Origin of the sequence: Enterococcus sp. OL5, from assembly GCF_006491895.1 — a bacterium.
In the GTDB taxonomy this organism is placed as follows: Bacteria; Bacillota; Bacilli; order Lactobacillales; family Enterococcaceae; genus Enterococcus_D; species Enterococcus_D innesii.
The window spans coordinates 160,847-182,098 of sequence record NZ_VHIL01000007.1 but is presented as its reverse complement, the minus strand read 5'-3'; the positions used below and the strand labels follow the sequence as shown (position 1 = coordinate 182,098).

General features: G+C 45.0%; 17 protein-coding genes. All 17 read right to left on the bottom strand.

Features of this window, described 5'->3' with window-relative positions; all coding sequences use genetic code 11:
• Window positions 1–165: 165 nt before the first annotated feature.
• The 17 genes from FJU10_RS10365 to FJU10_RS10285 all read right to left on the bottom strand — a co-directional run bounded on the left by FJU10_RS10365 (window position 166) and on the right by FJU10_RS10285 (window position 21,154).
• Complete coding sequence (locus FJU10_RS10365; protein ID WP_140965847.1) at window positions 166–687, bottom strand: GNAT family N-acetyltransferase; 522 nt, start codon at window positions 685–687, stop codon at window positions 166–168.
• A 17-nt stretch (window positions 688–704) separates the two neighbouring features.
• On the bottom strand, window positions 705–1,466 hold the full coding sequence (locus tag FJU10_RS10360) for a YibE/F family protein (protein WP_140965846.1): 762 nt from the start codon (window positions 1,464–1,466) through the stop codon (window positions 705–707).
• Window positions 1,463–2,494, bottom strand: a complete 1,032-nt coding sequence (locus FJU10_RS10355) for a YibE/F family protein (RefSeq protein ID WP_140965845.1) — start codon at window positions 2,492–2,494, stop codon at window positions 1,463–1,465. Before FJU10_RS10355 ends, FJU10_RS10360 begins: the two co-directional genes overlap by 4 nt.
• 164 nt (window positions 2,495–2,658) lie before the next feature.
• Window positions 2,659–3,618 carry a D-2-hydroxyacid dehydrogenase gene (locus FJU10_RS10350; RefSeq protein WP_140965844.1) on the bottom strand — a complete coding sequence of 320 codons (960 nt, stop codon included), beginning with the start codon at window positions 3,616–3,618 and terminating at the stop codon, window positions 2,659–2,661.
• Window positions 3,615–4,946, bottom strand: a complete 1,332-nt coding sequence (locus tag FJU10_RS10345) for an APC family permease (protein ID WP_140965843.1) — start codon at window positions 4,944–4,946, stop codon at window positions 3,615–3,617. Before FJU10_RS10345 ends, FJU10_RS10350 begins: the two co-directional genes overlap by 4 nt.
• Window positions 4,947–5,068: 122 nt before the next feature.
• Complete coding sequence (locus tag FJU10_RS10340; RefSeq protein ID WP_140965842.1) at window positions 5,069–6,289, bottom strand: MFS transporter; 1,221 nt, start codon at window positions 6,287–6,289, stop codon at window positions 5,069–5,071.
• A gap of 188 nt (window positions 6,290–6,477) precedes the next feature.
• Entirely contained in the window at window positions 6,478–7,077 is a 600-nt protein-coding gene (locus FJU10_RS10335; protein ID WP_077452751.1) for a YczE/YyaS/YitT family protein, read from the bottom strand.
• A 106-nt stretch (window positions 7,078–7,183) separates the two neighbouring features.
• Entirely contained in the window at window positions 7,184–8,668 is a 1,485-nt protein-coding gene (locus tag FJU10_RS10330; protein ID WP_081118201.1) for a response regulator transcription factor, read from the bottom strand.
• Window positions 8,661–10,409: a sensor histidine kinase gene (locus FJU10_RS10325; RefSeq protein ID WP_140965841.1), complete on the bottom strand. Its 1,749-nt coding sequence runs from the start codon at window positions 10,407–10,409 to the stop codon at window positions 8,661–8,663. The genes FJU10_RS10330 and FJU10_RS10325 overlap by 8 nt, the downstream gene beginning before the upstream one ends.
• The gene (locus tag FJU10_RS10320; RefSeq protein ID WP_140965840.1) at window positions 10,402–11,022 is read right to left on the bottom strand and encodes a YesL family protein; all 621 of its coding nucleotides are present in this window, start codon (window positions 11,020–11,022) and stop codon (window positions 10,402–10,404) included. The genes FJU10_RS10325 and FJU10_RS10320 overlap by 8 nt, the downstream gene beginning before the upstream one ends.
• 274 nt (window positions 11,023–11,296) lie before the next feature.
• Window positions 11,297–12,766, bottom strand: coding sequence for an ABC transporter substrate-binding protein (locus FJU10_RS10315; protein ID WP_016613578.1), 1,470 nt, complete (start codon window positions 12,764–12,766; stop codon window positions 11,297–11,299).
• 27 nt (window positions 12,767–12,793) lie between these two features.
• The gene (locus FJU10_RS10310; protein WP_005225516.1) at window positions 12,794–13,714 is read right to left on the bottom strand and encodes a carbohydrate ABC transporter permease; all 921 of its coding nucleotides are present in this window, start codon (window positions 13,712–13,714) and stop codon (window positions 12,794–12,796) included.
• Between the two features lie 13 nt (window positions 13,715–13,727).
• Entirely contained in the window at window positions 13,728–14,609 is an 882-nt protein-coding gene (locus tag FJU10_RS10305; protein WP_086294872.1) for an ABC transporter permease, read from the bottom strand.
• Between the two features lie 240 nt (window positions 14,610–14,849).
• On the bottom strand, window positions 14,850–16,241 hold the full coding sequence (locus FJU10_RS10300) for a glycoside hydrolase family 1 protein (RefSeq protein WP_140965839.1): 1,392 nt from the start codon (window positions 16,239–16,241) through the stop codon (window positions 14,850–14,852).
• On the bottom strand, window positions 16,234–17,109 hold the full coding sequence (locus tag FJU10_RS10295; protein ID WP_140965838.1) for an ROK family protein: 876 nt from the start codon (window positions 17,107–17,109) through the stop codon (window positions 16,234–16,236). Before FJU10_RS10295 ends, FJU10_RS10300 begins: the two co-directional genes overlap by 8 nt.
• Before the next feature lie 3 nt (window positions 17,110–17,112).
• Complete coding sequence (locus FJU10_RS10290; RefSeq protein ID WP_140965837.1) at window positions 17,113–19,791, bottom strand: alpha-mannosidase; 2,679 nt, start codon at window positions 19,789–19,791, stop codon at window positions 17,113–17,115.
• 73 nt (window positions 19,792–19,864) lie between these two features.
• A complete protein-coding gene (locus tag FJU10_RS10285) occupies window positions 19,865–21,154 on the bottom strand; it encodes a glycoside hydrolase family 125 protein (protein ID WP_140965836.1) in 1,290 nt (429 codons plus the stop codon).
• Window positions 21,155–21,252: the final 98 nt, after the last annotated feature.

Below are 21,252 nucleotides of genomic sequence, written 5' to 3'. Positions count from 1 at the left end.
CCAGATCGTTCATCCTGAGCGATCACCAAAATCAGTCCCTTTTAGGGGCTGAACTCATCGAGCGAAAAAGCTTTACGCAAGCATAAAAAACGCCCCAAAGAAAGTTAAGTAAAGCTACTCTTGGGCGTTTCATTGTCTACATCGAAAAAAGCATTCTTTCGTTTTTCACCTCTCTTTCGCCACAGCATACACAAGATGCGGCATGTCCACTTGCCGATAGTGTTTAACAAAGCGATCCACCAGCTTCATTCCATTACGCAATGCCACATTTACAGAGGCTTGATTGGTCTCACGAATGATCGAATAAACAATGGCGGCATTTAGCGTTGCAAACGCATAGTCTTTACAAGCCTGGGCGGCTTCTGTGGCAAACCCATGATGCCAGAAGTTCTTTTGAAACAAGTACCCAATTTCTAAAACGGCTTCTCCCTTGACGTCTTGCCACGTCAAACCGCATTGACCGATCGCTTGCCCGGATGCTTTCTCAATCACTAGCCACAAGCCAATGTGATCGTTTTGATAGCGTTGCAGCTGTTTGTCGATCCAACCAGTGACTTCCTGCTCACTGAAGGGTCCTTCATAAGCAATCATGACTTCTGGATCTTGCAAAATCTTTTCAATCGCTGGACGATCGTCATGACTCATTTCTCGCAGCAATAATCGCTTGGTTTCAATTAGTGGTTCCATGGTGGTTTAGCTCCCTTCTACTCCATTCGGTTTCTTTTCAAAAAATACCAACTCGCTGCCCATGCGGTGATGGGTAAAATAATCACCGCTGACAGACCCGTGATCAAACAAACGATCAATTCTGAGACGAACGCCTTCGAATTGATCATTTCACCAAAGGAGATCGATAAATCTTGAAACCACGCAATCAACGCCAGATTACTTCCCATAAAGGCAAACAATAAGGTATTGATCGTCGAAGACAATACGTCTGATACCACTGTCATACTACTTTTACTTAATGCCTTGATTGAGACTTGCGGGATTGCTTGAAAAAGTTCAAAGGTCGCCGTGCTGATCGCCATACTCCCATCTGCCACCGCCCCCGAAAAACTCATCAAAATGATTGCGGTCATCAATGTCTTAAAATCGATGGCTACATCAAAGGAATACATCGCCAACTCATCCAGTTCCTCTACCGAAAACCCATGAAGATTCATTGCAGAGAGCACAAGCGGAAATAGTAGTAGAAAAAGCCCTAGAAAGACCAACACACAGACAAAGGCAATTTTGGTTTTCTGATTGACGCCGTTCACGAAAAACAAGGTGATCGCCGCCACGGCTAAAAAGGCAACACAAGCCGCTGGTAAAATCGGTGCCCCTCGGTCAATCAGAACCAGTAGCGCTAGAAAGACGGCCACATTCATAAACAGACCTGTGACTTGAAACAGCCCTTCGATCCGAAAAACAGCGAAAGTCAACAAGAGAAAAAGCAAGATCAACACAAACAAAACAGTCATTTTGCTTTCCTCCTATGCACTTCAAAACAAAGGAGCGTCAACGGTACCGATAAAACCAACGCAAAGCCGCCGCATACTGTACGCACTATTTCTAAAGAAAGATGCATCGGCAATGCTTGCGAAAGCAGCCAGCCATTGGCTAGGTAAAACAATAGCGCTGGCATACTCCCACTTAAATAGGCAAACAACAAGACATTGATCATCGAAGAAGTCGTATCTTGCGCGATGGACCGACCGATCGCTAATCGTTCCTTGCGGCTCGTCTGGGGATTGATGCGTTGGATCTCATCTAAACTGGCAATCAGCATGACGATATTGTCCATGCTGGCACCAATCGCGCCAATCAGCAGACTCCCTAGATAGACACTGCGATACGGACGGGTCAGAAACGACATTTCCTCATAGCGCAACCCATGATCTTGCAAAAGATCCATGGCGAATCGACAGAGAAAAAACGCCAAGAGAACGCTGGCTAAGGAGGCAATGATTTTGCGACTGTCGATCGTGCGAAAGCCATAGGAAATCCCCATCGTCAAAACCAACGAGACGATCGTAAAAACGATCATCAAAAAGACCAATGAAAAGGAGCTGTTGCCTTTGTGAAACCAAAGAAAAAGGAGCAGCAAGCCAGTATTCACAAAGATACTAAGCAAAGCCCGTAAGCCCTTTTTGCCACCAATTGCGACTACTACCATCAGGAATAAGCCAAGGAAGAAAAAGAGATACCCATCCCGTTTTTGTGTTTGTACCTGCCAGCCATCCCCTTCTTTTTGCAAAAGCAGCTGTTGTCCGATCTGATACAACGGATGAATCGCACCGTTGGGCGTGTATTCTGTAGTGACTGTCCGCAGTGCCCCAGCTTCTTCTCCGTTGCGAAGGATCCCTTGAATCTGCTGCTGGTCGGCGGTGACTTGAACCGTTTGTACTTCTATGATCGGCTGTGCATAAAAGCGACTGCTTTGGGTTTGGATCAGCCAGCTCAAGACCAGCAAGCTAACAAAGGCCGCTAGATAATAATACTTTTTCAAGACCGTCTCCTTTCTTTTTCAGCAAAAAAAGACTTAGACAAACCACCAGTCCTACGACCAATCACCTTGTGAGGCTGGCTGACTGGTCGAAATGGTTACTGTGTCGGCGAGACTAACTGCTTTGCTAGTCGCCTGCTTTGTCAAAGTCCTTTTGCTCGTTTTGCTTACACGACGTTTTGTGGCGTCCCTGCTTTAAAGCCGCTTAAGTTCGCCACAGCAATCCCCATCAAACGACGTCGGGTTTCGACGGGCGCCCAAGCGATATGCGGCGTCAAATAGCAATTTGGTGCGTGCAACAAGGGATTGTCCGCTGCAATCGGTTCTTTCGAGACGACATCTGCCGCCAAGGCTGCGATCTGCCCAGTTTGCAGCGCTTCAGCAACTGCTGCTTCATCAATCAAGCCGCCACGCGAGGTATTGATCAGGATCGCAGAAGATTTCATTTGTGCCAATGCTGTGCGATCGATCATTTTTTCTGTCTCAGGAAACTGTGGAACATGAAGGCTAATGATATCTGCTTCTTGATACAGTTCCACCAGCGAAACTTGTTTTGCCCAAGCAGCTTGTGCTGGTTTTGGTCGATGATTAAAGTAGATTACTTTCAATTGAAACGCATGTGCGATCGTGGCAACTGCTTGAGCGATCGCACCATATCCAATCAGCCCAATCGTTTTGCCTGCCAATTCCATCAATGGTGTCTGCCAATAAGAAAAATCTTTGCTGGTTTGCCAGTCGCCCTGATGCACGGAACGATTATGGTGTCCCACTTGATTCGTCACTTCCAGCAGCAAAGCAAAGGTCGCTTGTGCCACTGCATTGGTACTGTAGCTAGGAATATTGGTCACGGTGATTCCCTGTTCCTTCGTTGCTGCCAAATCAACGACATTGTATCCAGTTGCTAAGACCCCAATATAGGTCAATTGCGGACATGCTTTGAGCACATCTGCGGTGATCGGCGTTTTATTTGTCAAAATTGCTTCGGCATCGCCGATTCGCTCAATAATTTCTTGTTTATCTGTATACGAGGTACGATCATACACCGTCACCTCTCCTAATTCTTCAAACCCGTGCCAAGACAAATCTCCTGGATTCAACGCATAGCCATCAAGTACAACGATCTTCATTCTTTCGCTCCTCTCGCTTTTCCTTTTGCTTTTCCATAAAAAACGGGAATTCCTAGTAACGTCACACCGATTCCCACGACTGCTAACCAAGTGTCAGTGATCAAGGTCATGATCAAGATAAAACAGCCGCCTAAGATCGCAATCAAGGGAATGATTGGATAGAAGGGAACTTTATACGGACGCTTCATCTGCGGTTCTGTTTTTCGCAAACGAAAAACCCCTACAAACAATAATACACTAAAGAACCACATAACAAAAACCAGCATATCGGTCAAAAGATCAAAGGTGCCTAAAAGCATCATGATACAAGCGATGCCTAATTGTAAAAAGGCCGCCGCATAAGGTGCATTGGTGGTTTTACTTAAGGTCGCAAAGGTCTTGCTGAAAGGAATCTCATCTTCTAACGCCATAGCATAAGGAACTCGTAAGCCAGTCATTGTATAGCCGTTCAAAGCGCCATAAACAGAGATCAAGATACCGATCGTGACCAGTTTTCCGCCAAAGCTGCCGAACAAGGCCATCGCAGTTTCTGAGGCACTGTTCAAATTACCAGCGATTTGATCGATCAGCAATGTTTTTAAAAAGGCAACATTGATCAACACGTACACCAAGGTGACAAAACTCAACCCAAAGATGATGGCTTTAGGTAGATCTTTTTCCGGTCGCTTCATTTCTCCAGCGACATTGCCGACGCCCATCCAACCATCATAAGCAAAAAGGGTTGCTAAGAGAGCACTACTGATACCAGCCGCAAGCGAACCTTGAGTATTGGAAGAAAAATCCACCAATGAGACCGAGACTTGCCCGGGTGTCAATAGGCCAGCCACGATGATCACCGCAATCGGGATCAGCTTGACTGCTAATGTGACCGACTGGACTTGAGCAGCGGCTTTTGTTCCCAAAAGATTGATCAAAGTCACACTCGTTCCGGTCAAAATCGACAGAGGAATCAAATAATTGCTAGGTAGATGAAATAAGTTCAAGCACTGGGTCGCAAAAATAATACTTAGAGCCGCAACATTCGCTGGAAAGTAAATGATACTTTGTGCCCAGCCTAATAAAAAGGAGGGTAATTTCCCATAAATTCTTTCAATATATCGAATGGGTCCGCCGGTTTCAGGAATCGCCGTCGCTAATTCTGCCACGGTCAAACCGCCGCAAATCGTTAGAAAGCCGGCAAGCAGCCAGACCAACAAGGTCAATCCAGTCGATTGCGTCTGCTGAACCACAGCCGCTGCTTTGAAAAACACGCCTGCGCCGATCACCGTTCCCATTACTGTCGATAATGCCCCAAAAAAACTGATTTCTTTTTTCAATTGACTTTTCACAACATCACTTCCTTTTAAATGAATAAGTCAAAGTATAGCGGATTGAAACTGTCTTGACTAGGGGAATTTCAGAAAACAAAAAGCAAATACCATGAAAAGACGGCATTTGCTCTAAAATTTTTTTATTCTTTTGTGGATTCCTGAAAAACGAACAACGGAAGCTGCCGCTTTTTGTGCATTTGTTGAACTAAAAAAATTCCTGCCAGCAAGATGATTGGGAAAACGATCGCACCTAGAATCCCAACCTGCAGCTGTTGTCCCGTCCATTCAACGATACTACCAACGACAGCAGGGCCGATTGAACACCCTAGGTCTCCCGCTAATGCCAAATATGCAAATAGCGCCGTCCCGCCGTTGCGAATGTATTGCGCAGAAAGACTAAAGACCCCTGGCCACATGATCCCTACGGCAAAACCGCTTAAGCCGCAGCCGATGAACCCAATCAACGGCAATGAAGCAAAGCCGATCATCATATACGCCAGTAGGCAAAGCAAAACACTCAAAAACATAAAGCGTTTCAAATCGATCCGTTCCCCGAACTTGCCGTAAAGCAAGCGCGAGATCCCCATCATCAAGGCAAAAACCATTGGCCCTGCCAAATCGCCTAGCGTTTTACTAACGCCTAAGCCCTGTTCAGCAAACGTCGATGCCCATTGACTGACCGCTTGTTCGCTGGCTCCGGCACAGACCATCATCACCAGAAACAGCCAAAAGCTTTTCAAAGAAAAGAGCTGTCGAGTGGTCAAGCCTCGTTCTCCTTCGGCAACGATTGGCGCCAACGGGACTTTGGTAAAGAAAAACAAATTGACCAACGGGATCAGCGCCCAGATGATCGCCAAAATCGGCCACTGTTGAATACCGAACACCAGGAAGAACGCCGTTGAGAACAAAACGACACCCACGTACCCCCAGCAATAAAACGAGTGCAGCATGCTCATGGTTTTTTCCTTATGTTCCGTTGGACAGGCTTCAACGATGGGACTGACTAAGACTTCCAACAAGCCACCGCCAATGGCATACAACAAAACCGCTGCTAACAGCCCGCTAAACGGAGTCGGAAACCATAAGGGAAAAACAGCTAAACCAATCAAGCCGATCGCTGCAAAAAAATGCGCCGCTACGATCGAAATACGATAGCCGATGCGGTCTACAAAAAAGATCGCTGCAAAATCGACGGCTAACTGGGTCAAAAAGTTAAAACTGACCAACAAGGTGATCTGACTGATCGGCAGCTGGTATTGGCTTTGAAAGGTCAAAAATAATAAGGGGGCAAAATTATTGATCACGGCTTGAACGATGTACCCTACAAAGCAAGCTGCAATCGTCGAACGATAACTTTTCATTTTCATTTCTCCTTTACTCGTCTTATCAGTATACCAAGTCCACTAAGACCGTAACCATGGAGAAAACACTTTTTTTACCCAGAGAATCTTAAAGAAATCAGGATTCCTCTCCCTTCAGATAATTCCTTTAAATGGAAGCAGCAAAAAAGCTGCCCTCACAGACAGCTTTTTCCGACTTATTCTCAAGGCTAGGCGTTTTTCTTCCGAGCAGCGATGGTTTTCATGGTGGCTTCAAAGATTGGGCCAATAAAGACGATACACAAGAGAGTACCTAACCCCACACTGGCGCCTAACGCAAAACCAATCAAGACCATGGCTGCATCCAAGCCGATACGGATCGTTTTTTGCGTCAATTTGCTTCGTTTGTAGATCAAGGCCGTCAAGGCTTCAAGTGCGGCTGAACCTTTGTTGGAAGAAACGTAGATACCGGCGCCGATCCCGAATAAGATCGGTGCCGCGAAAATAGCGATCCACGGGTAGAAAGGCAAATGAATCGATACTTTGTCCATCACTGGTTCAAAGACCCCAATCAGCAGGCCTAAGCCGATCCCATTGATAAAACTGCCAATGCCTAATTCAGCACGATCAAAGACTGCAACGATCAACAAAACAACAATATTAAAACACAAACTGGCAATCCAAAAGGGGACATCGACAAAATTCAAAATTCCTAGTAAAAACGTACTGATCGTATCATATCCTTGATGGGCGGTGATCAATAAGGATATGGCTAACGCAATCAGCCCGGTACCTATCAAAACTTGTGCAAATTTTTTGGTTTCTTTCACAACATCACGCTCTCTTCTTTATTTTTCCTCTCTTAGTTTACCGTGAAAGCGTCACAATTACTATCATTTAATCACAAAAACCGGATTTTTTTGAAGAAATCTAAATTCAATCAAGGGATTCATAATGCTGTTCATAGGTATCGCGAAACTCTTTGGGGGTCAGACCATTCAATTTCTTAAACATTTTGGAAAAATAGTTGGTATTGTTGTAACCGATGCGATCCCCGATCTCACTGATCGTGGCTTTCGAATGAAGCAGCAGCTGCTGGGCTTGCTTGATTCGCACCAGATTGACGTACTGATTAAAACTCATTTCCGTTTCTTTCTTGAAGAGCTGTCCCAAATAAACGACGCTGACGTGCAGTTCTTCTGCCGCTGATTTGACCGTCAAATCATGGGTATAACCTTCTTCGATCAGCTGGATCGTCTTTTGAACGATCTCTGAATAACGTTTTTGCGGCGGCTGTGATTTCGCCAATTCCAGCACATCATCAAAGAGTTGCCGCAAATCTGCCAATGTATTGGACTCGCGGATTCGTGCTAAAATCTGCTCATGGTTTTCTTGGGAAAGCACCGGCAGTTGCCGATAAATATCATTGAACAATAAAAAAGAAACATAACGAACATGCTCAGGGTCTGCTTGGGTTTGTTCCAAAATAGCGAACATTTTATCCAACTCATGTTGGATCGTTTTAACATCCCCGATGGTCAGTGCTTTGTTAAAAGATAGAAACGGGAGTTCTTCGTTTCGTTCTAATATATCCACGTGGATCGTCTGTTCTTGTAAGAACAGATCTGGGTAGAAGGCTTGCAGTGACTGAACCTGTTTGATTTTTTCATAGGCTTTATACAAATTCTCCCACTCGTTGATGGTTTCGCTCATGATCAACTGCCAGTCTTTACTATCAAGCTGCTGTGCCAGTGCTTTTAGGTCAGTGTTGATTTGCTGTCTTGGTCCGGCTGCGGTAATGATCACTTGGTTTTCATCTAATCGCCCTGGTAAGATCAATGGCTGATCGTGTTGCTGAAAAAACGTCGTGATTTTTTGTAAGATCTCGGCAGTCCCATTGAACTGCAAAACAGTAAAGGGCGCTGCTAGTGGTACCCGCTGTTGCGCCAGCAAATGGAGGTACTCGCTTTCGTTCAATTCATCATTCAACCAAAGTAGGAGGCTTGATTCTTGATACAGTTCTTTTTCTGCCAACAGTTTTTGCTGCTCCTCTAACTCAGCTGCAATCGCTTGAACACTGCTACGCAGTTCTTCTTTGTTAACAGGTTTGACCAGATAATTACGCACACCTAACGCCATGCCTTGTTTGACAAAGGCAAACTCTTGATAGCCTGAGAGAATGATCGAGAAGAATCGATTCCCAAACGCTTGCGCTTGGCGGATCATATCGATGCCGTTCATTTCTGGCATCCGAATATCCGTGATCAGCAAATCAACGGAATGTTCTTGTAGATACTCGAGAGCCTCACTAGCACTTTTCGCTGTATGCACCACCTCAAAGCCCAGCTCTTGCCAAGGCAAGATCATCTGCAGCCCTTGCAAGATCATGTATTCATCGTCAACGAACATTGCTTTATACATCTGCCTCATGCCCCCTTTGCAAACTTTTCTCATCTAAGCGGATCTTGACCGTAAACCCAGCAGCTGCTTGAGACGTAACATCCATTTGATAGGCGCCGTTGAACATTCCCCGCAACCGTTCGTGAACATTTTTGATCCCGATCGAGGTTTGGGCTCCGATCTCCTGATTTTGCAGTTCTTCATGAATCATCGCTAACTGCTGCGGATCTGCGCCTTTGCCATTGTCTTTGACTTCAATCACGATCTGATCGGCTTCTTTATAAGCTTTGATACTGATGGCGTTATCATTGCGCTGATAATCGATACCGTGAACAAAATAGTTTTCGACAAGCGGCTGCAGCGTGAACTTCGGCAATTCCAACTGTTCGAATGCCGGATCGATAGTTACATGATAGGCGATCTTATCTGGGTAGCGCATCTGAAACAAGTAGACATATTTTTCACAAAAATCGATTTCTTCTTTTAAGGTCTTCGTCTTTTCTTGCGTCGTGTTGTTCCGTAGCAGTGCCGAAAAGGCATAGACGACATCCGCCAGCTCTTCTTGGTTGCGGCTCAAGGCATACATTCGAATGTATTCTAAGGTGTTATAGAGAAAATGCGGATTGATCTGGGCTTGCAATGCCCGCATGTCGGCATCCCGTTGTTTGATCTCCAGTGTGTAAATATCTTTGATGTACTCGTTGATACTGTAGGTCATGTGATTGATGGCTTCTGCGATTTCTTTCAGTTCTTGTTGGACATTGGCGGTATCGATCCGTTTGTTAAAATTCCCTTGGCTGACTTCTTTCGTCGCATAGACGATCTGCTCTACTTGCGATGTATAGCGCTTAAAGGTGCGATGAAGCACCCATAGGACCAACAAGAGAATCCCGATTCCAAAACTAAAGATCCATATGGCACTGGAAAAAATATCCCGCCAAATCACCCTTTTTGACAACAAAACCAGGGACACTTCTCCGCTGACAGTGGTTTGTTTTTTGATATAAAAGTCTTTCGAAAGAGTGTCGTGAATGGTTCCGTGAGCAACCGCCTGATCAATTTTGGCTAAAGTTTCCTTGCTGAGGTTCGTGGCATCCTTGTAAAGGCGCTGACCATTTGAGGTATACAAAAAACTATTGATTCCATGAACTTGGTTGTCTTCTTGTCGATTGGCTAAAACATCGTCTGAACGAAAGATCACGTAGACTTGGCCTAAGGGCTGGGCATAATTACTTGGTTGGGCGATCGAACGAACAAAAAACAGACGATTTTTTAAATCAATCTGTTTGCCGCTGTGTTTTTCTCCGTAAGGTGTATCCGGCGTTGCCACTAGTGTCTCATTGCTTTCATCCAACTGAATGATGATCTCTTCGATACTAGGATGATTACGAATCAAACGATAGAGAATATTTGGTAAGTAAACACTTTGTCCCGTCTGGCGAAAAATATCATTACTATAGGAAAAATAATCTGGCAATGAAAGCTGCAAATAGTTGCGTAAAGATTCAAAGGCGGTATCTGAACTAGTAAATTCGCCAAGTACCGTTGAAACAACGGTATTTTGGTCTTGTACATAAGCATCCAGCTGCATGCTTGTGCTCTCCACTAAACGTTCACTCGTAGTAAAACGATCCGCTCCGGTATAAGCGGTCAGGACCAGCATAATAATGATGGAGATGATCACCAAGAGCACACTGTACAGCTGCATCAACTGATTGATCAAAAAATCATGTTTGAACAAACGAAAACGCCACTTAGTCATGTGCCAAATCCCGATCAATGACGTTTTTTTCCTGACTGATCGCCACATGGCACCATAAAATCAGTAAGCTGAATGTTCCAAAGAGCAAAAGCCCTTTCATCATCCAAGTAAAAACTAGAATACTAGCGATCCCAACCAGTAATTTTAGAAAGGTCGCCATATGAAGAAACAGACACACAAAGGACAATTTCAGGTTATTCCACAAGGAAATCTCATAAGACGTGTCAAAAACTACACTTAACAGGTACAGTAAAACACTCAATCCACTGACCACAACTAAAACAAAAGAGATCATCAACCAAATCAAGCCTTGGATCTGGGTAGCTAAATACAGGTTATACACTAAGAACCCTGTCAGTAGGAAAAACAGATAAAACTGCTTGTTGGCCTTGACAAAGACGTTGCGCCAAATGCGCCATGCGCTGCGAAAGCTTTGATTCTCATAATTTAGTCCATCTTCGTGGATCAAAGCACTGATGGTATGAAACGCTGGACCGATCCCTAAGATTCCACCACCGGCAAACGTCAATACGACAAAAAACAAATTCAACTTCACGATCGCCCAAATCAAGCGAAAGCCCTTGACCAACCCGCTATTTGCTGTTTCTTCCATTTAAAATTCCTCCCTTATTTGTTCCCTACCGAAAATGTAGCATGATTCCAGCTTCCTACTCAAGCTACCTGAGAATCTTTTAATGCTATGTACGTTTTAGATGCAACATGCTTGAGATTTAAAAGCGAAAAAATAAAAGTTGCGTTTTTTGAATAAAATCCCTCTATTCACTTAAAAGAAAAAGCAGCCAGAAGCTAGACGTGGGAACCATTGGTCCTGATGCGTTTAGCCTCCGGCTTGCTTGATCTATTGATTTGTGAGAACCACCTGTTGCTTATTCTTGGCTTGCACGGTACTCATCAAATTGTTTTTGCATTTCATCGCGGACCTTCTCCCAGCCAGCGGTTTTTAATTCTTCGTTTAGTTTCGGAACATTTTCTTCTGGATCGATCGTTCCGGTTGCTAAACTTGCTTTGTAACGGTTCATGACATTGGCGATATTCGTGATTTCTGTTTTCACATTATCAGTCTTGAAGTTGAACCCTAAGATTGGTGATGCTTCCGCGTTAGCAATGTTTTCATCACGCTCTTTGATCATATCGTCTGTGATGGATTCTTGTGTATAAAGGATCATGTTGTTCCCAGTGTTCCAAGCAGCCATGCGGGTATTTGGCAAGTAGCCATCAAGGAGGCGGATTTTGTTGTCTTGGCCTTCGATTTTTTCCCAGGCTTCGCCTTCAACACCCCAAACCAATCCATTCAACAATTCAGGATCGCTGTTCAACAAGCCCAACACTTCCACTGCTTTTTCTTTGTTTTTCGAAACATTCGCTACAACAAAGTTTGCCATTTGCGCTTGTCCGGTTGATTTTAATTGTTTCGTGATTGGACGTGAAACCAATTCATGACCTGCGGCATTGCTTAAGATCGTATCGCCGTAATCCATTGGTCCTTGAGTTTCTTCACGCATGAACCATGTGTTGCCTTCTAATGGGTAACCAGTTGTATTGGTGGCTGCATCGGTTGGGATCAAACCTTCGTTGTACCATTTGTGCATCAATTTCAAGTTTTCCATTTGTTCATCATCTTCGTATTGATTGATGATCTTCGTTGTATCGCCATCCAATTTAACAGCAAATGGGTAATCTTTCCCAATCACATAATCATAGTTTCCAGAAACATTAAAGGTTTGTCCGATCGCAAACGGTGCGATGTTTGGTTCTTCTTCTTTAAACTTCTTCAACACGTCTTCGGCATCTGCATAAGATTCGATCCCGCTGATATCCAAATCATATTTGTCTAAATATTGTTTATTGAAGGTCAAGACTTGTTGGGCATAAATATTGCCATTGACTGGAAAGGCATATAATTTTCCGTCGATCGTATTGCCTTTGATATAAGATTCGTCTAATTGATCATACGCTTCTTTGGCATATTTTGGTGCTAACTCCGTCAAATCTGCATACGCGCCTTTTTGCGCATTCGCAACGTAATTTGAGGCAAAGGAAATATCGTAGTTTTCACCCGATGAAATGATGGTGCTCATTTTTTGATCCCAGTCTCCCCAGCCGATGTACTGCAGATCGATGCGAGCGTTGGTTTTTTCTTCAATGCGTTTATTAGCGATCTCCATTAATTGATCAAAGTTTTCTGGCTTGTCCCCGACTTGATACATCAATAAAGTCGTTACGCCGTCTGCATTGTTCTCTGAATCGGATGTTGCGCCGTTCGACCCACAGGCAGCCATTCCCAAAGTTGCCGCTGCGGCCATCCCAGCAAAAGCTGTTTTTTTCCACAAATTCATTTTTGTTTCCTCCCTATACTTATTTGATTATTCTTTGACGCCACCAATTGTCAGACCACCGACAAAATACCGTTGGAAGAATGGATAGGTGATCGCAATCGGTAAGGTTGCAACAACAACGATTGCCATGCGAGCAGTTTCGCTTGGCAAAGCGGCCAAACCGCCTTGGATCTGGGCAGCCATGCCGGAGCTTTTGGCTAGATAGTCCAAGTTGCTTTGAATCCGCATCAAAAGTGCTTGTAACGGCACTAAAGAGTCTTTTTGAATATACAACAATGCATTGAACCAGTCGTTCCAATAGCCAAGAGCGGCAAATAGACTGATCGTTGCGATCCCTGGAACCGCTAACGGCAACACGATGGACAGAAAAATCTTCATTTCGCTGGCACCGTCGATCCGCGCAGATTCTATAATACTATCTGGTACCGTCTTTTTAAAGAAGGTCCGCATAACAAGGATATTAAAAGGCCCTAAGGCAAGGGGTAAGATCAATGCCCAAATCGTGTCTTTCAATTGGATCAAGTTGACCATCACTAAGTAATTGGCAACCATCCCTGGCGCAAATAACATGGTGATCAAAGCGAAGATCGTAAAGAACCGACGGAATGGAAAATTTGAGCGAGAGATGACATAGGCATATAGCGAAGTCATCGTTGCATTGACGAAGGTACCAAAAACAGTGATAAAAATAGATACGCCAAATGCTTGGAAAATTTTGCTGCTCATTTGTCCGCTAAACAGGTAGGTATATGCTGCGAACGAAAATTCTTGTGGCCAAAAGCGATAGCCGTTTTCTGCCAAAGAGGTTTCACTGGTCAATGAGATCGCAATCACAAAGAGAAACGGCAAGACACAGGAAATCGCGAACAGACCGATCACGATATTAAAAATCAGGTTGACCGTTGGGTTAAAGGAGCGGATCTCGACTTTCGTTACTTTTTTCTTCATTTATCCATCCTCCTTAGAATAATGCTGAATCTGGTTCTAGTTTACGAACAACCAAATTCGCTGTTAGTAATAATAATGCCCCAACAACTGATTGATAAAGGCCGGCAGCTGCGGTCATCCCGAAGTCGCCTGTGGCAGTCAGTCCATTATAAATGTACGTATCTAAAACGGAGGTGACTTGGTACAACGCCCCAGAGTTTCGTGGGACTTGATAGAAAAGTCCGAAGTCGGCACGGAAGATCCCACCGATGTTCAAAATCAACAAGACGGAAATCATTGGAATCAGTTGTGGCAACGTCACATTTTTGATCTGCTGCCATTTGCTGGCACCATCGACCATCGCGGCTTCGTAATACGTTTGATCGATCCCGACCACTGACGCATAATAGATGATGCTGTTGTAACCTAAGCTCTTCCAGACATTCATAAAGACGAAAATAAACGGCCACCATTTCGGATCAGCATACCAGTTGATTCCTTCACCGCCCATACCCGTGATCCATTGGTTGATGATCCCTTTGTCTGGACTCAAAAAGGCATAGACAAAGTACGAAATAACCACCCAAGAAAGGAAGTACGGCAACAGTGACATCGTGTGATAAACTTTTACCAAACGCTTATTGCGTAGCTCACTCATTATAATGGCAAAGGCAATCGCAAAGAATAGGTTGAATGCTAAAAATACGATATTGTAGAGTAACGTATTTCTAGTGATCAGCCAAGCATCATTGGATGCAAATAAAAATTTAAAGTTATCAAAGCCGACCCACGGGCTTTGTTTCAAACTGGCAAAAAAGCCGTCTGGTGAAATGTGGAAATCTTTGAACGCCACCACATTTGCGAATACAGGTATATAGAAAAAAAAGATAAACCAGACAACACCTGGTAAAGCCATCAATATTAACGCTTTGTATTGCCAGACATTCCTCCAAAACCCCTTTTTCTTCACATCTCATCATCTCCTTCATGCTACTAGAATAACGCTTTCATCCCTAAAAAATAAGGAACAAACTAAAGATAAAATGAAACAAATTAAAGGTCTTTGTTTATATTTTGTTTTTATTCTCTAAAAACCAGAAAAACGTCCTACCTTTTGCAAGATAGGACGCTTCATTGAGTTGTTTTTTATGAATGTTCAGTCGACAAAGCCGTTTTGCTGAATCACTTCACGGAACCACTCACCTGACTTTTTGATGGTGCGTTTTTGGGTAGCCAAATCAACGGCAATAAACCCGTAACGATTTTTGAATTCATTCAGCCAAGACCAATTGTCCATGCAAGTCCACATGTGATACCCGCGGCACCGGCTGCCTTCTTGGATTGCTTGGTGAACATACCGCAAATGATCTTTGATAAAGGTGATGCGGTACTCATCTTGGATCTGACCGCTGGCATCGATAAAGCGTGTTTCATCTTCGACCCCCATGCCGTTTTCTGAAATATAACAGGGGATATTGCCATAGTTGTCTCGTAGGTTGATCAAGGTATCATAGATGCCTCGTTCATAGATCTCCCAGCCTCGATGGGGATTGATTTTCTTTTCTGGCCAATCATAAACATCGAAGTAATCTTCTGGCATTGGTGTGTCCGCTGTTTTGGCAGAACGCTTTTGCTGCACCCGCCTTGGCTGATAATAGTTGACCCCCAAGAGATCGACCGTGTTTTCTTTAATGATCTGTAAATCTTCGGCTCTGGTTTCTGGCATGATCGCCAACTCGTTTAAGACAGTGATCAATTCTTCCGGAAAGGTGCCCTTGACGGCAGGATCTAAGAAGGAACGGTTGAAAAAGGCATCTGCCAGTTGCGCCGCTTGGCCATCTTTTTCGTCGTTCGGATCTTTCGGATAAGTCGGTGTCAAATTCAAGATGATGCCGATTTCGCCTGGTTGCTGAGACTGACGGAAGCGTTGGATCGCTAAGGCGCTGGCGAGTGCTTCATGGTAGCCAACTTGCACCGCGTGAGCCAAATTGATTTCTGCTGGGTAATGCTGCTGATACAAATACCCCATCTCCACTGGCACGATCGGTTCATTTTGCGTGAACCAATGGCGGACTTGATCACCGAACAATTCAAAACACAAAGCGGCATAATCTGCAAATGCTGTGACAGTCTCGCGATTGAGCCAGCCGCCTTCTTTTTGCAGTGCCATCGGCATATCAAAATGATACAAATTGATGAAAGGCTCGATGCCATTTTCGATCAAAGTGGCGAAGTACTCGCGATAAAATGCCACCGCTTGTTGATTGACCGCCCCTCTTCCTTCTGGCAGCAAGCGACTCCACTGGATCGAGGTTCGAAAAGAATTAAAGCCGATCTCTTTCATCAACGCCACATCTTCTGGGTAACGCTGCAGCAGTTGGACGGTATCTTTGGGTCCCCGTTTTTGATAAAAACGTTCTGGCTCCGTTGCGTACCAATAGTCCCAAATCGAATCGCCTTTGCCATCATCGGCCATTCGTCCTTCAGTTTGTGGACCGCTGGCGGCGGCCCCCCACCAAAAATCTTTAGGAAAATGCAGGTTAGTCATGGGCAGTCACCTGCTCTTTGCCTAACAAGAGACAGCCGATGATGCCGCTTTTGTTCGGCAAGCCCCAAGTGACGATGTAGTCTTCCACTGGTGGTGTCTCCATATAGCCTGCCATTTGTTTCAGGAAGGCTTGTTGGATTTGAGCGAGTAAATGCGGCTGATTCATGACCCCACCGCCTAAAATGATTTTCTCAGGTGCTAAAGTCAACGTGATATTGACCAGCGCTTGCCCTAGATAAAAGGCCTGCAACCCCCAAATCTCGTGATCTTGCGGCAAGTCTTGTCCTTTGATCCCCGTGCGTCCTTCCAAAGAAGGCCCTGCGGCTAATCCTTCCAGACAGTCGCCGTGATAGGGGCAAGTACCCGCATACGTATCTTCACTGTGGCGTTTGACATAGGTATGACCGATTTCTGGATGACCGATCCCTTCGAAAATCTTTCCTTCACGAACGACCCCGGCGCCAATGCCGGTTCCTACCGTCAAATAGACACAGCTGTCTTTGCCTTGCGCCGCCCCTTGGCGTAATTCTCCATAAGCGGCAGCATTGACATCTGTTGTCCAAGCAAATGCTGTCTCTGGGTAGCGCTTCTTTAACGCACCGAGAAAATCGAACTGCTGCCAGCCCTTTTTCGGCGTGGCTAGTATGTGGCCATAGGTCGCTTGGGTTGGATCGATCCCGATCGGACCAAAGGAACCGACCCCTAATGACACGAGATCGTAGGGATCGAAAAAGGCAAAGATCGCCGCTAACGTTTCCTCTGGTGTTTTCGTTGGGATCGACTCTTGGGCGATGATCGTCAGCTGGTCATCGGCAACGGCACAAATCATTTTTGTGCCGCCGGCTTCAATTCCTCCGTAAACCATCATTTCTCACTCCTTTACTCCAATGGTACGAATTTCATATGGGCGTAATTGCTCATTGACGCTCGATGCTTGTTCTTCCTCTAAAAGATTCAACAGACAAAGTGCCGCCTGCTCTTTTTGCACGTGAAAGGCAGTGGCTTGATCCGCCAAATTATAGCCCCGCAAAACGATTTGTTGGTCTTGGCGATTGCGTTTTAAGGCGGTGATAGCTACCGTCGATCCATGAGCTTCCATGTATTGGTTGCTGCTGGCTAGCTTGCCTTGGTGCTTGTCGGTCTGGCTTGCCGTCCAAGGAACTTGGGCAGCTTGTGCTTGGCGATACGTTTCATAACGTTCTTCAGGAGCCCCATGACAGGCTACGCCGTATTCAAAGGTGTGGCTGCCTAAGCATTGCGCTTCTGGTGTTGGGAAGTAGCCCCAATCGCCTAGTTCTCCCGTACAGCGCAACAAGGTCAAGCAGATCTGATCCTTCACGATTTCATATTCGTTCAAACCAAAATTAGAAACCGTCATGCCGCTAGTTTCATCATGCAAGTTGACAAAGGCGTGCTGATGCTGCGGATTTGTTGGGTTTTCCCAATGACTGGAAACCTGATTTGGCCGTTTTACGACTTCATAAATGCTGTCAGCTTCATGGAAATCCGTGGTGATCCCTGTTGGGAATAACACCCGCAGTCGGTGATCTTTGCTTTGGTTGTTGACGGTGGTTTTAAATGCCAGGCGGTTGCTGGTTCGTTCTAAACGAATCTCCGTCTCGATCTTGAAAGCAACCAATTCTTGACTCCGCTGTGCCTTACGGAAACGGAAATCGACGACAGCTTTTTGTTCTTCTAACAAACGGTCATCTGCTGAAACAGGAATCTGTAATTCTTGCGTCAGTCGCACGACTCCCACCAGCGGATCGTTTTGTTCGATCGTCACGTGATACGGAAATTGCGTCGATAAGATTGCTTGATCTCCTTCTGGTTGTTTGAAGATGTACTCATTGGCGATATCCCCCACATCCTCGAAAACCAGTAAATTGCGATAGGTTTTTTGGGTTGCTTTGTCTGTAATCGTCAAGCTGCCGTTTTCAGTAATGACGGCTTCCAAATGTGCGTTGGCAAGTTTATGCCCTCCTTCTGAAACGATCGGTGCGCTCTCTACTGGCATAGCGGCTTTTTCCACTAGGGCAAAGGTCTGCCATGAAAATTCCGGCAACTGGTTTGCTTCTACTTGGACCGTGACAAAGCGTTTCATGAAAGGAATCCGAAAGGCATCTTTAGGCAATTCATAGTCAAAAAGCACCTCTTCTTCACTGATGATCGCAGCAACAGGGTTCCCCTGTTCATCGATCACCGAATAAGAACCTTTTGGCTTCGCCAACAATTCGTGGTAAAGCTTGCTTGGCAATCCTTCACGGAATGTTTTACGCTCAAGTTCGATCACCACTTCCACTAAACCAGAACGAGTGCTGCCAGTGGTGTTGAAGACCACGAAGGGGCGACTCTCCTCAGGAAACTGGCTCGTGTCGATGGCGGCTACTAAATTGCGTAACGCTTCATCTGCCACAAACTTGCCGATTTCATTGGCTTTTTCAAACCGCGGCATCATTTCTCGGTGTACTTCGTCCACTGAACAGCCGCAGATGCTGTCGTGGGGATGATTTTGCATCAGGGTTTTCCACGCATGATCCAACATATCGTGAGGATAGCTGCCGCTTGCTTCATAAGCCATAGTTGCTAATGGCTCCGCAACATTTTCTAATTGGCGGGAAACCTTTGTATTCCATTGTTTTAAATAGACTCGGGAAGAGGCGGTATTGGCTAAAGTATACCAACCATCGGTTTCTTGACTGGTCAATTCACCTGTAACAGTTCCTAGGTCATCTGGCAGATCTGCTTGCACTGCTTCAAGGTATTCGGTAAAGCTGGCGTGCTTGAATTCATACTCTGGGAAAAGCTCGTTGGCTGTACGAATCGCTGCCGAAATGTCTTTTTGGACAGGTTGATGATCGACCCCATTCATCATTAAGTAATGATTGGTGGCACCAAACTTTTCTACATCTTGCAGTTTTTGTGTCCAAAAAGCTTTGGCTTCTGCTTTATCCACTGGAATCTCATTGCCATTGGAGTACCAGTTGGCAAAGAGTAGACCAAAGATTTGACTGCCATCTGGACCTTCCCAATGCATTTCAGAATATTGGGAAGTAAATTGATCATCGGGTAAAACTTCGTTGTCAAAGCCGATCGGTTTGACGCCACGCCCAAATGCAGCACTTTCAAGATTGGCTTGCAGCATCATTTGCGGGGTTTGCCCCATATTACCGAAAGTATCTGGGAAATACCCCAACATAACGGGGGTACCCCACTTTTTGCTTTCTGCCATTCCAATCAGCATGTTACGGGTGTTTGATTCAGCACTGATCAAAAAGTCATCTTGCAAAATATAAAACGGACCGATCTGTAATTTTCCTTGTTGGATGGCCGCTTTGACCGCTTCGCGTTTTTCAGGTCGCACTTCTAAATAGTCATCCAAGATGATCGTCTGTCCATCTAGATGGAAGCTGTGGAACTCAGGGTCATTTTCAATTAATTCTAAAAGATCATCCATCAATTCCACTAGCCGCATGTGATGCTGTTCGTAAGGCATGTACCATTCTCGATCCCAGTGGCTGTGTGAGATGATATAAACTTGTTTCTTCATTGATTTTTACTCCTCGCTGTTTGCGTCGTTGGACTGCTTTTTGTGTCACTCGAATGGTGGTGAGTAGTGCTGCTTATTTTTCCACTCGGATATCGAAATAATCCATGACCAATTCACAAAACATCATGTTCGCCCACGAGAACCATTCTCTCGTGTATTGCGAAGGATCATCGACATCGAACCCTTCATGCATCAAATTGGTACCCGCATCTGTCGCCACTAACTGATCCAAAATTCGTTTCTTTTCTTCTTTGTCAGTGGTGGTCATACCTTCCATTGCCATGGCGATCGGCCACACATAATTTTCTGGCGTATGAGAGCTGCCAATGCCTTTGGCGTATTTGCCTTCATAGAAATACGGATTTTCACTGCTCAACAACGTTTTACGGGTCTGAAGATAAAGAGGATCTTCCATGCTGCCATACCCCAAGTAAGGAGCGGCGATCAAATTCGGCACATTGCTGTCATCCATCAGGGTGCTATTGCCGAATCCATCCACTTCATAGGCGTAAACTTCTTCGCCAGCTTGGTTTTTGGTCAACCCATGCTCTTTGATGCCCGCTTCGATGTCTGCTTGTAATTTTTTTGCTTGTGTCACGATCGCTGCATCTTCTAAAACCGTCGTAAAGATTTCTTGGATATAGCCTAAGACCACCACCGCAAACATATTGGAGGGAATCAAATAGCCGTATTTGCAGGCATCATCACTTGGTCGAAAGCCTGACCAAGTCAAGCCAACGGGTTTCACCGGTGCTCCTTTGCCGTCATGAGTCAAGGTATCTTCTTTTCGCCAGGTATCCCGTTCAAAGCGATACGGGGATTCCGCATGGTTTTGTTCTGTCACAAACACCTCCAAGGCTTTTTTGATGCCTGTTACAAAATCATCATTGAACTGATCGGTTCTGCCTGTGTTTTTATATAGCAGATAGGCCAGTTGGATCGGATAACACAAAGAGTCGATCTCATATTTGCGTTCCCAGATCCAATCGTTCATTTCTGTATCGTCTGTTTGGTGGCCAGCGCCATTGGCTGATTCGTTAAAAGCATTTGCATAAGGATCGATCGTAATATAGTAGAATTGCTTCTTGACTAACCCGCTGATCATGCTTGCTAAGTCTTCGTCTTCTTTGGCGATCACCAAATACGGACGAACTTGCGCAGTGGAATCTCGCAGCCACATCGCTGGAATATCCCCCGTCAGTAAAAAGGTCGTGCCATCCTCATGACGCTTGACCGTCGTTAATAGTGTATTGGCAAAAGCTGCGTTAAAATTTTTCGCCCAATCGGCATGCGTTTCTCCGCATAGATCCGTAATCGTTTCCATAAATGTTGCTACTGAAGTTGGTATTTCTTTATAAACCATTCCATCACCTTCCCTGATTTGATATATCAATTTACGAACCTAGTATATCATGAATCATGTGAATGTCTAGCGCTTTTTCAAAATAATTAAAGGGTTTT

What these genes read in the sequence shown, in the direction of transcription:
- FJU10_RS10340 (WP_140965842.1), bottom strand. Translation starts at nt 6,289, where the DNA reads ATGAAAAGTTATCGTTCGACGATTGCAGCTTGCTTTGTAGGGTACATC.
- FJU10_RS10325 (WP_140965841.1), bottom strand. Translation starts at nt 10,409, where the DNA reads ATGACTAAGTGGCGTTTTCGTTTGTTCAAACATGATTTTTTGATCAAT.
- FJU10_RS10350 (WP_140965844.1), bottom strand. Translation starts at nt 3,618, where the DNA reads ATGAAGATCGTTGTACTTGATGGCTATGCGTTGAATCCAGGAGATTTG.
- FJU10_RS10315 (WP_016613578.1), bottom strand. Translation starts at nt 12,766, where the DNA reads ATGAATTTGTGGAAAAAAACAGCTTTTGCTGGGATGGCCGCAGCGGCA.
- FJU10_RS10320 (WP_140965840.1), bottom strand. Translation starts at nt 11,022, where the DNA reads ATGGAAGAAACAGCAAATAGCGGGTTGGTCAAGGGCTTTCGCTTGATT.
- FJU10_RS10295 (WP_140965838.1), bottom strand. Translation starts at nt 17,109, where the DNA reads ATGATGGTTTACGGAGGAATTGAAGCCGGCGGCACAAAAATGATTTGT.
- FJU10_RS10285 (WP_140965836.1), bottom strand. Translation starts at nt 21,154, where the DNA reads ATGGTTTATAAAGAAATACCAACTTCAGTAGCAACATTTATGGAAACG.
- FJU10_RS10365 (WP_140965847.1), bottom strand. Translation starts at nt 687, where the DNA reads ATGGAACCACTAATTGAAACCAAGCGATTATTGCTGCGAGAAATGAGT.
- FJU10_RS10305 (WP_086294872.1), bottom strand. Translation starts at nt 14,609, where the DNA reads ATGGCTTTACCAGGTGTTGTCTGGTTTATCTTTTTTTTCTATATACCT.
- FJU10_RS10300 (WP_140965839.1), bottom strand. Translation starts at nt 16,241, where the DNA reads ATGACTAACCTGCATTTTCCTAAAGATTTTTGGTGGGGGGCCGCCGCC.
- FJU10_RS10290 (WP_140965837.1), bottom strand. Translation starts at nt 19,791, where the DNA reads ATGAAGAAACAAGTTTATATCATCTCACACAGCCACTGGGATCGAGAA.
- FJU10_RS10310 (WP_005225516.1), bottom strand. Translation starts at nt 13,714, where the DNA reads ATGAAGAAAAAAGTAACGAAAGTCGAGATCCGCTCCTTTAACCCAACG.
- FJU10_RS10330 (WP_081118201.1), bottom strand. Translation starts at nt 8,668, where the DNA reads ATGTATAAAGCAATGTTCGTTGACGATGAATACATGATCTTGCAAGGG.
- FJU10_RS10360 (WP_140965846.1), bottom strand. Translation starts at nt 1,466, where the DNA reads ATGACTGTTTTGTTTGTGTTGATCTTGCTTTTTCTCTTGTTGACTTTC.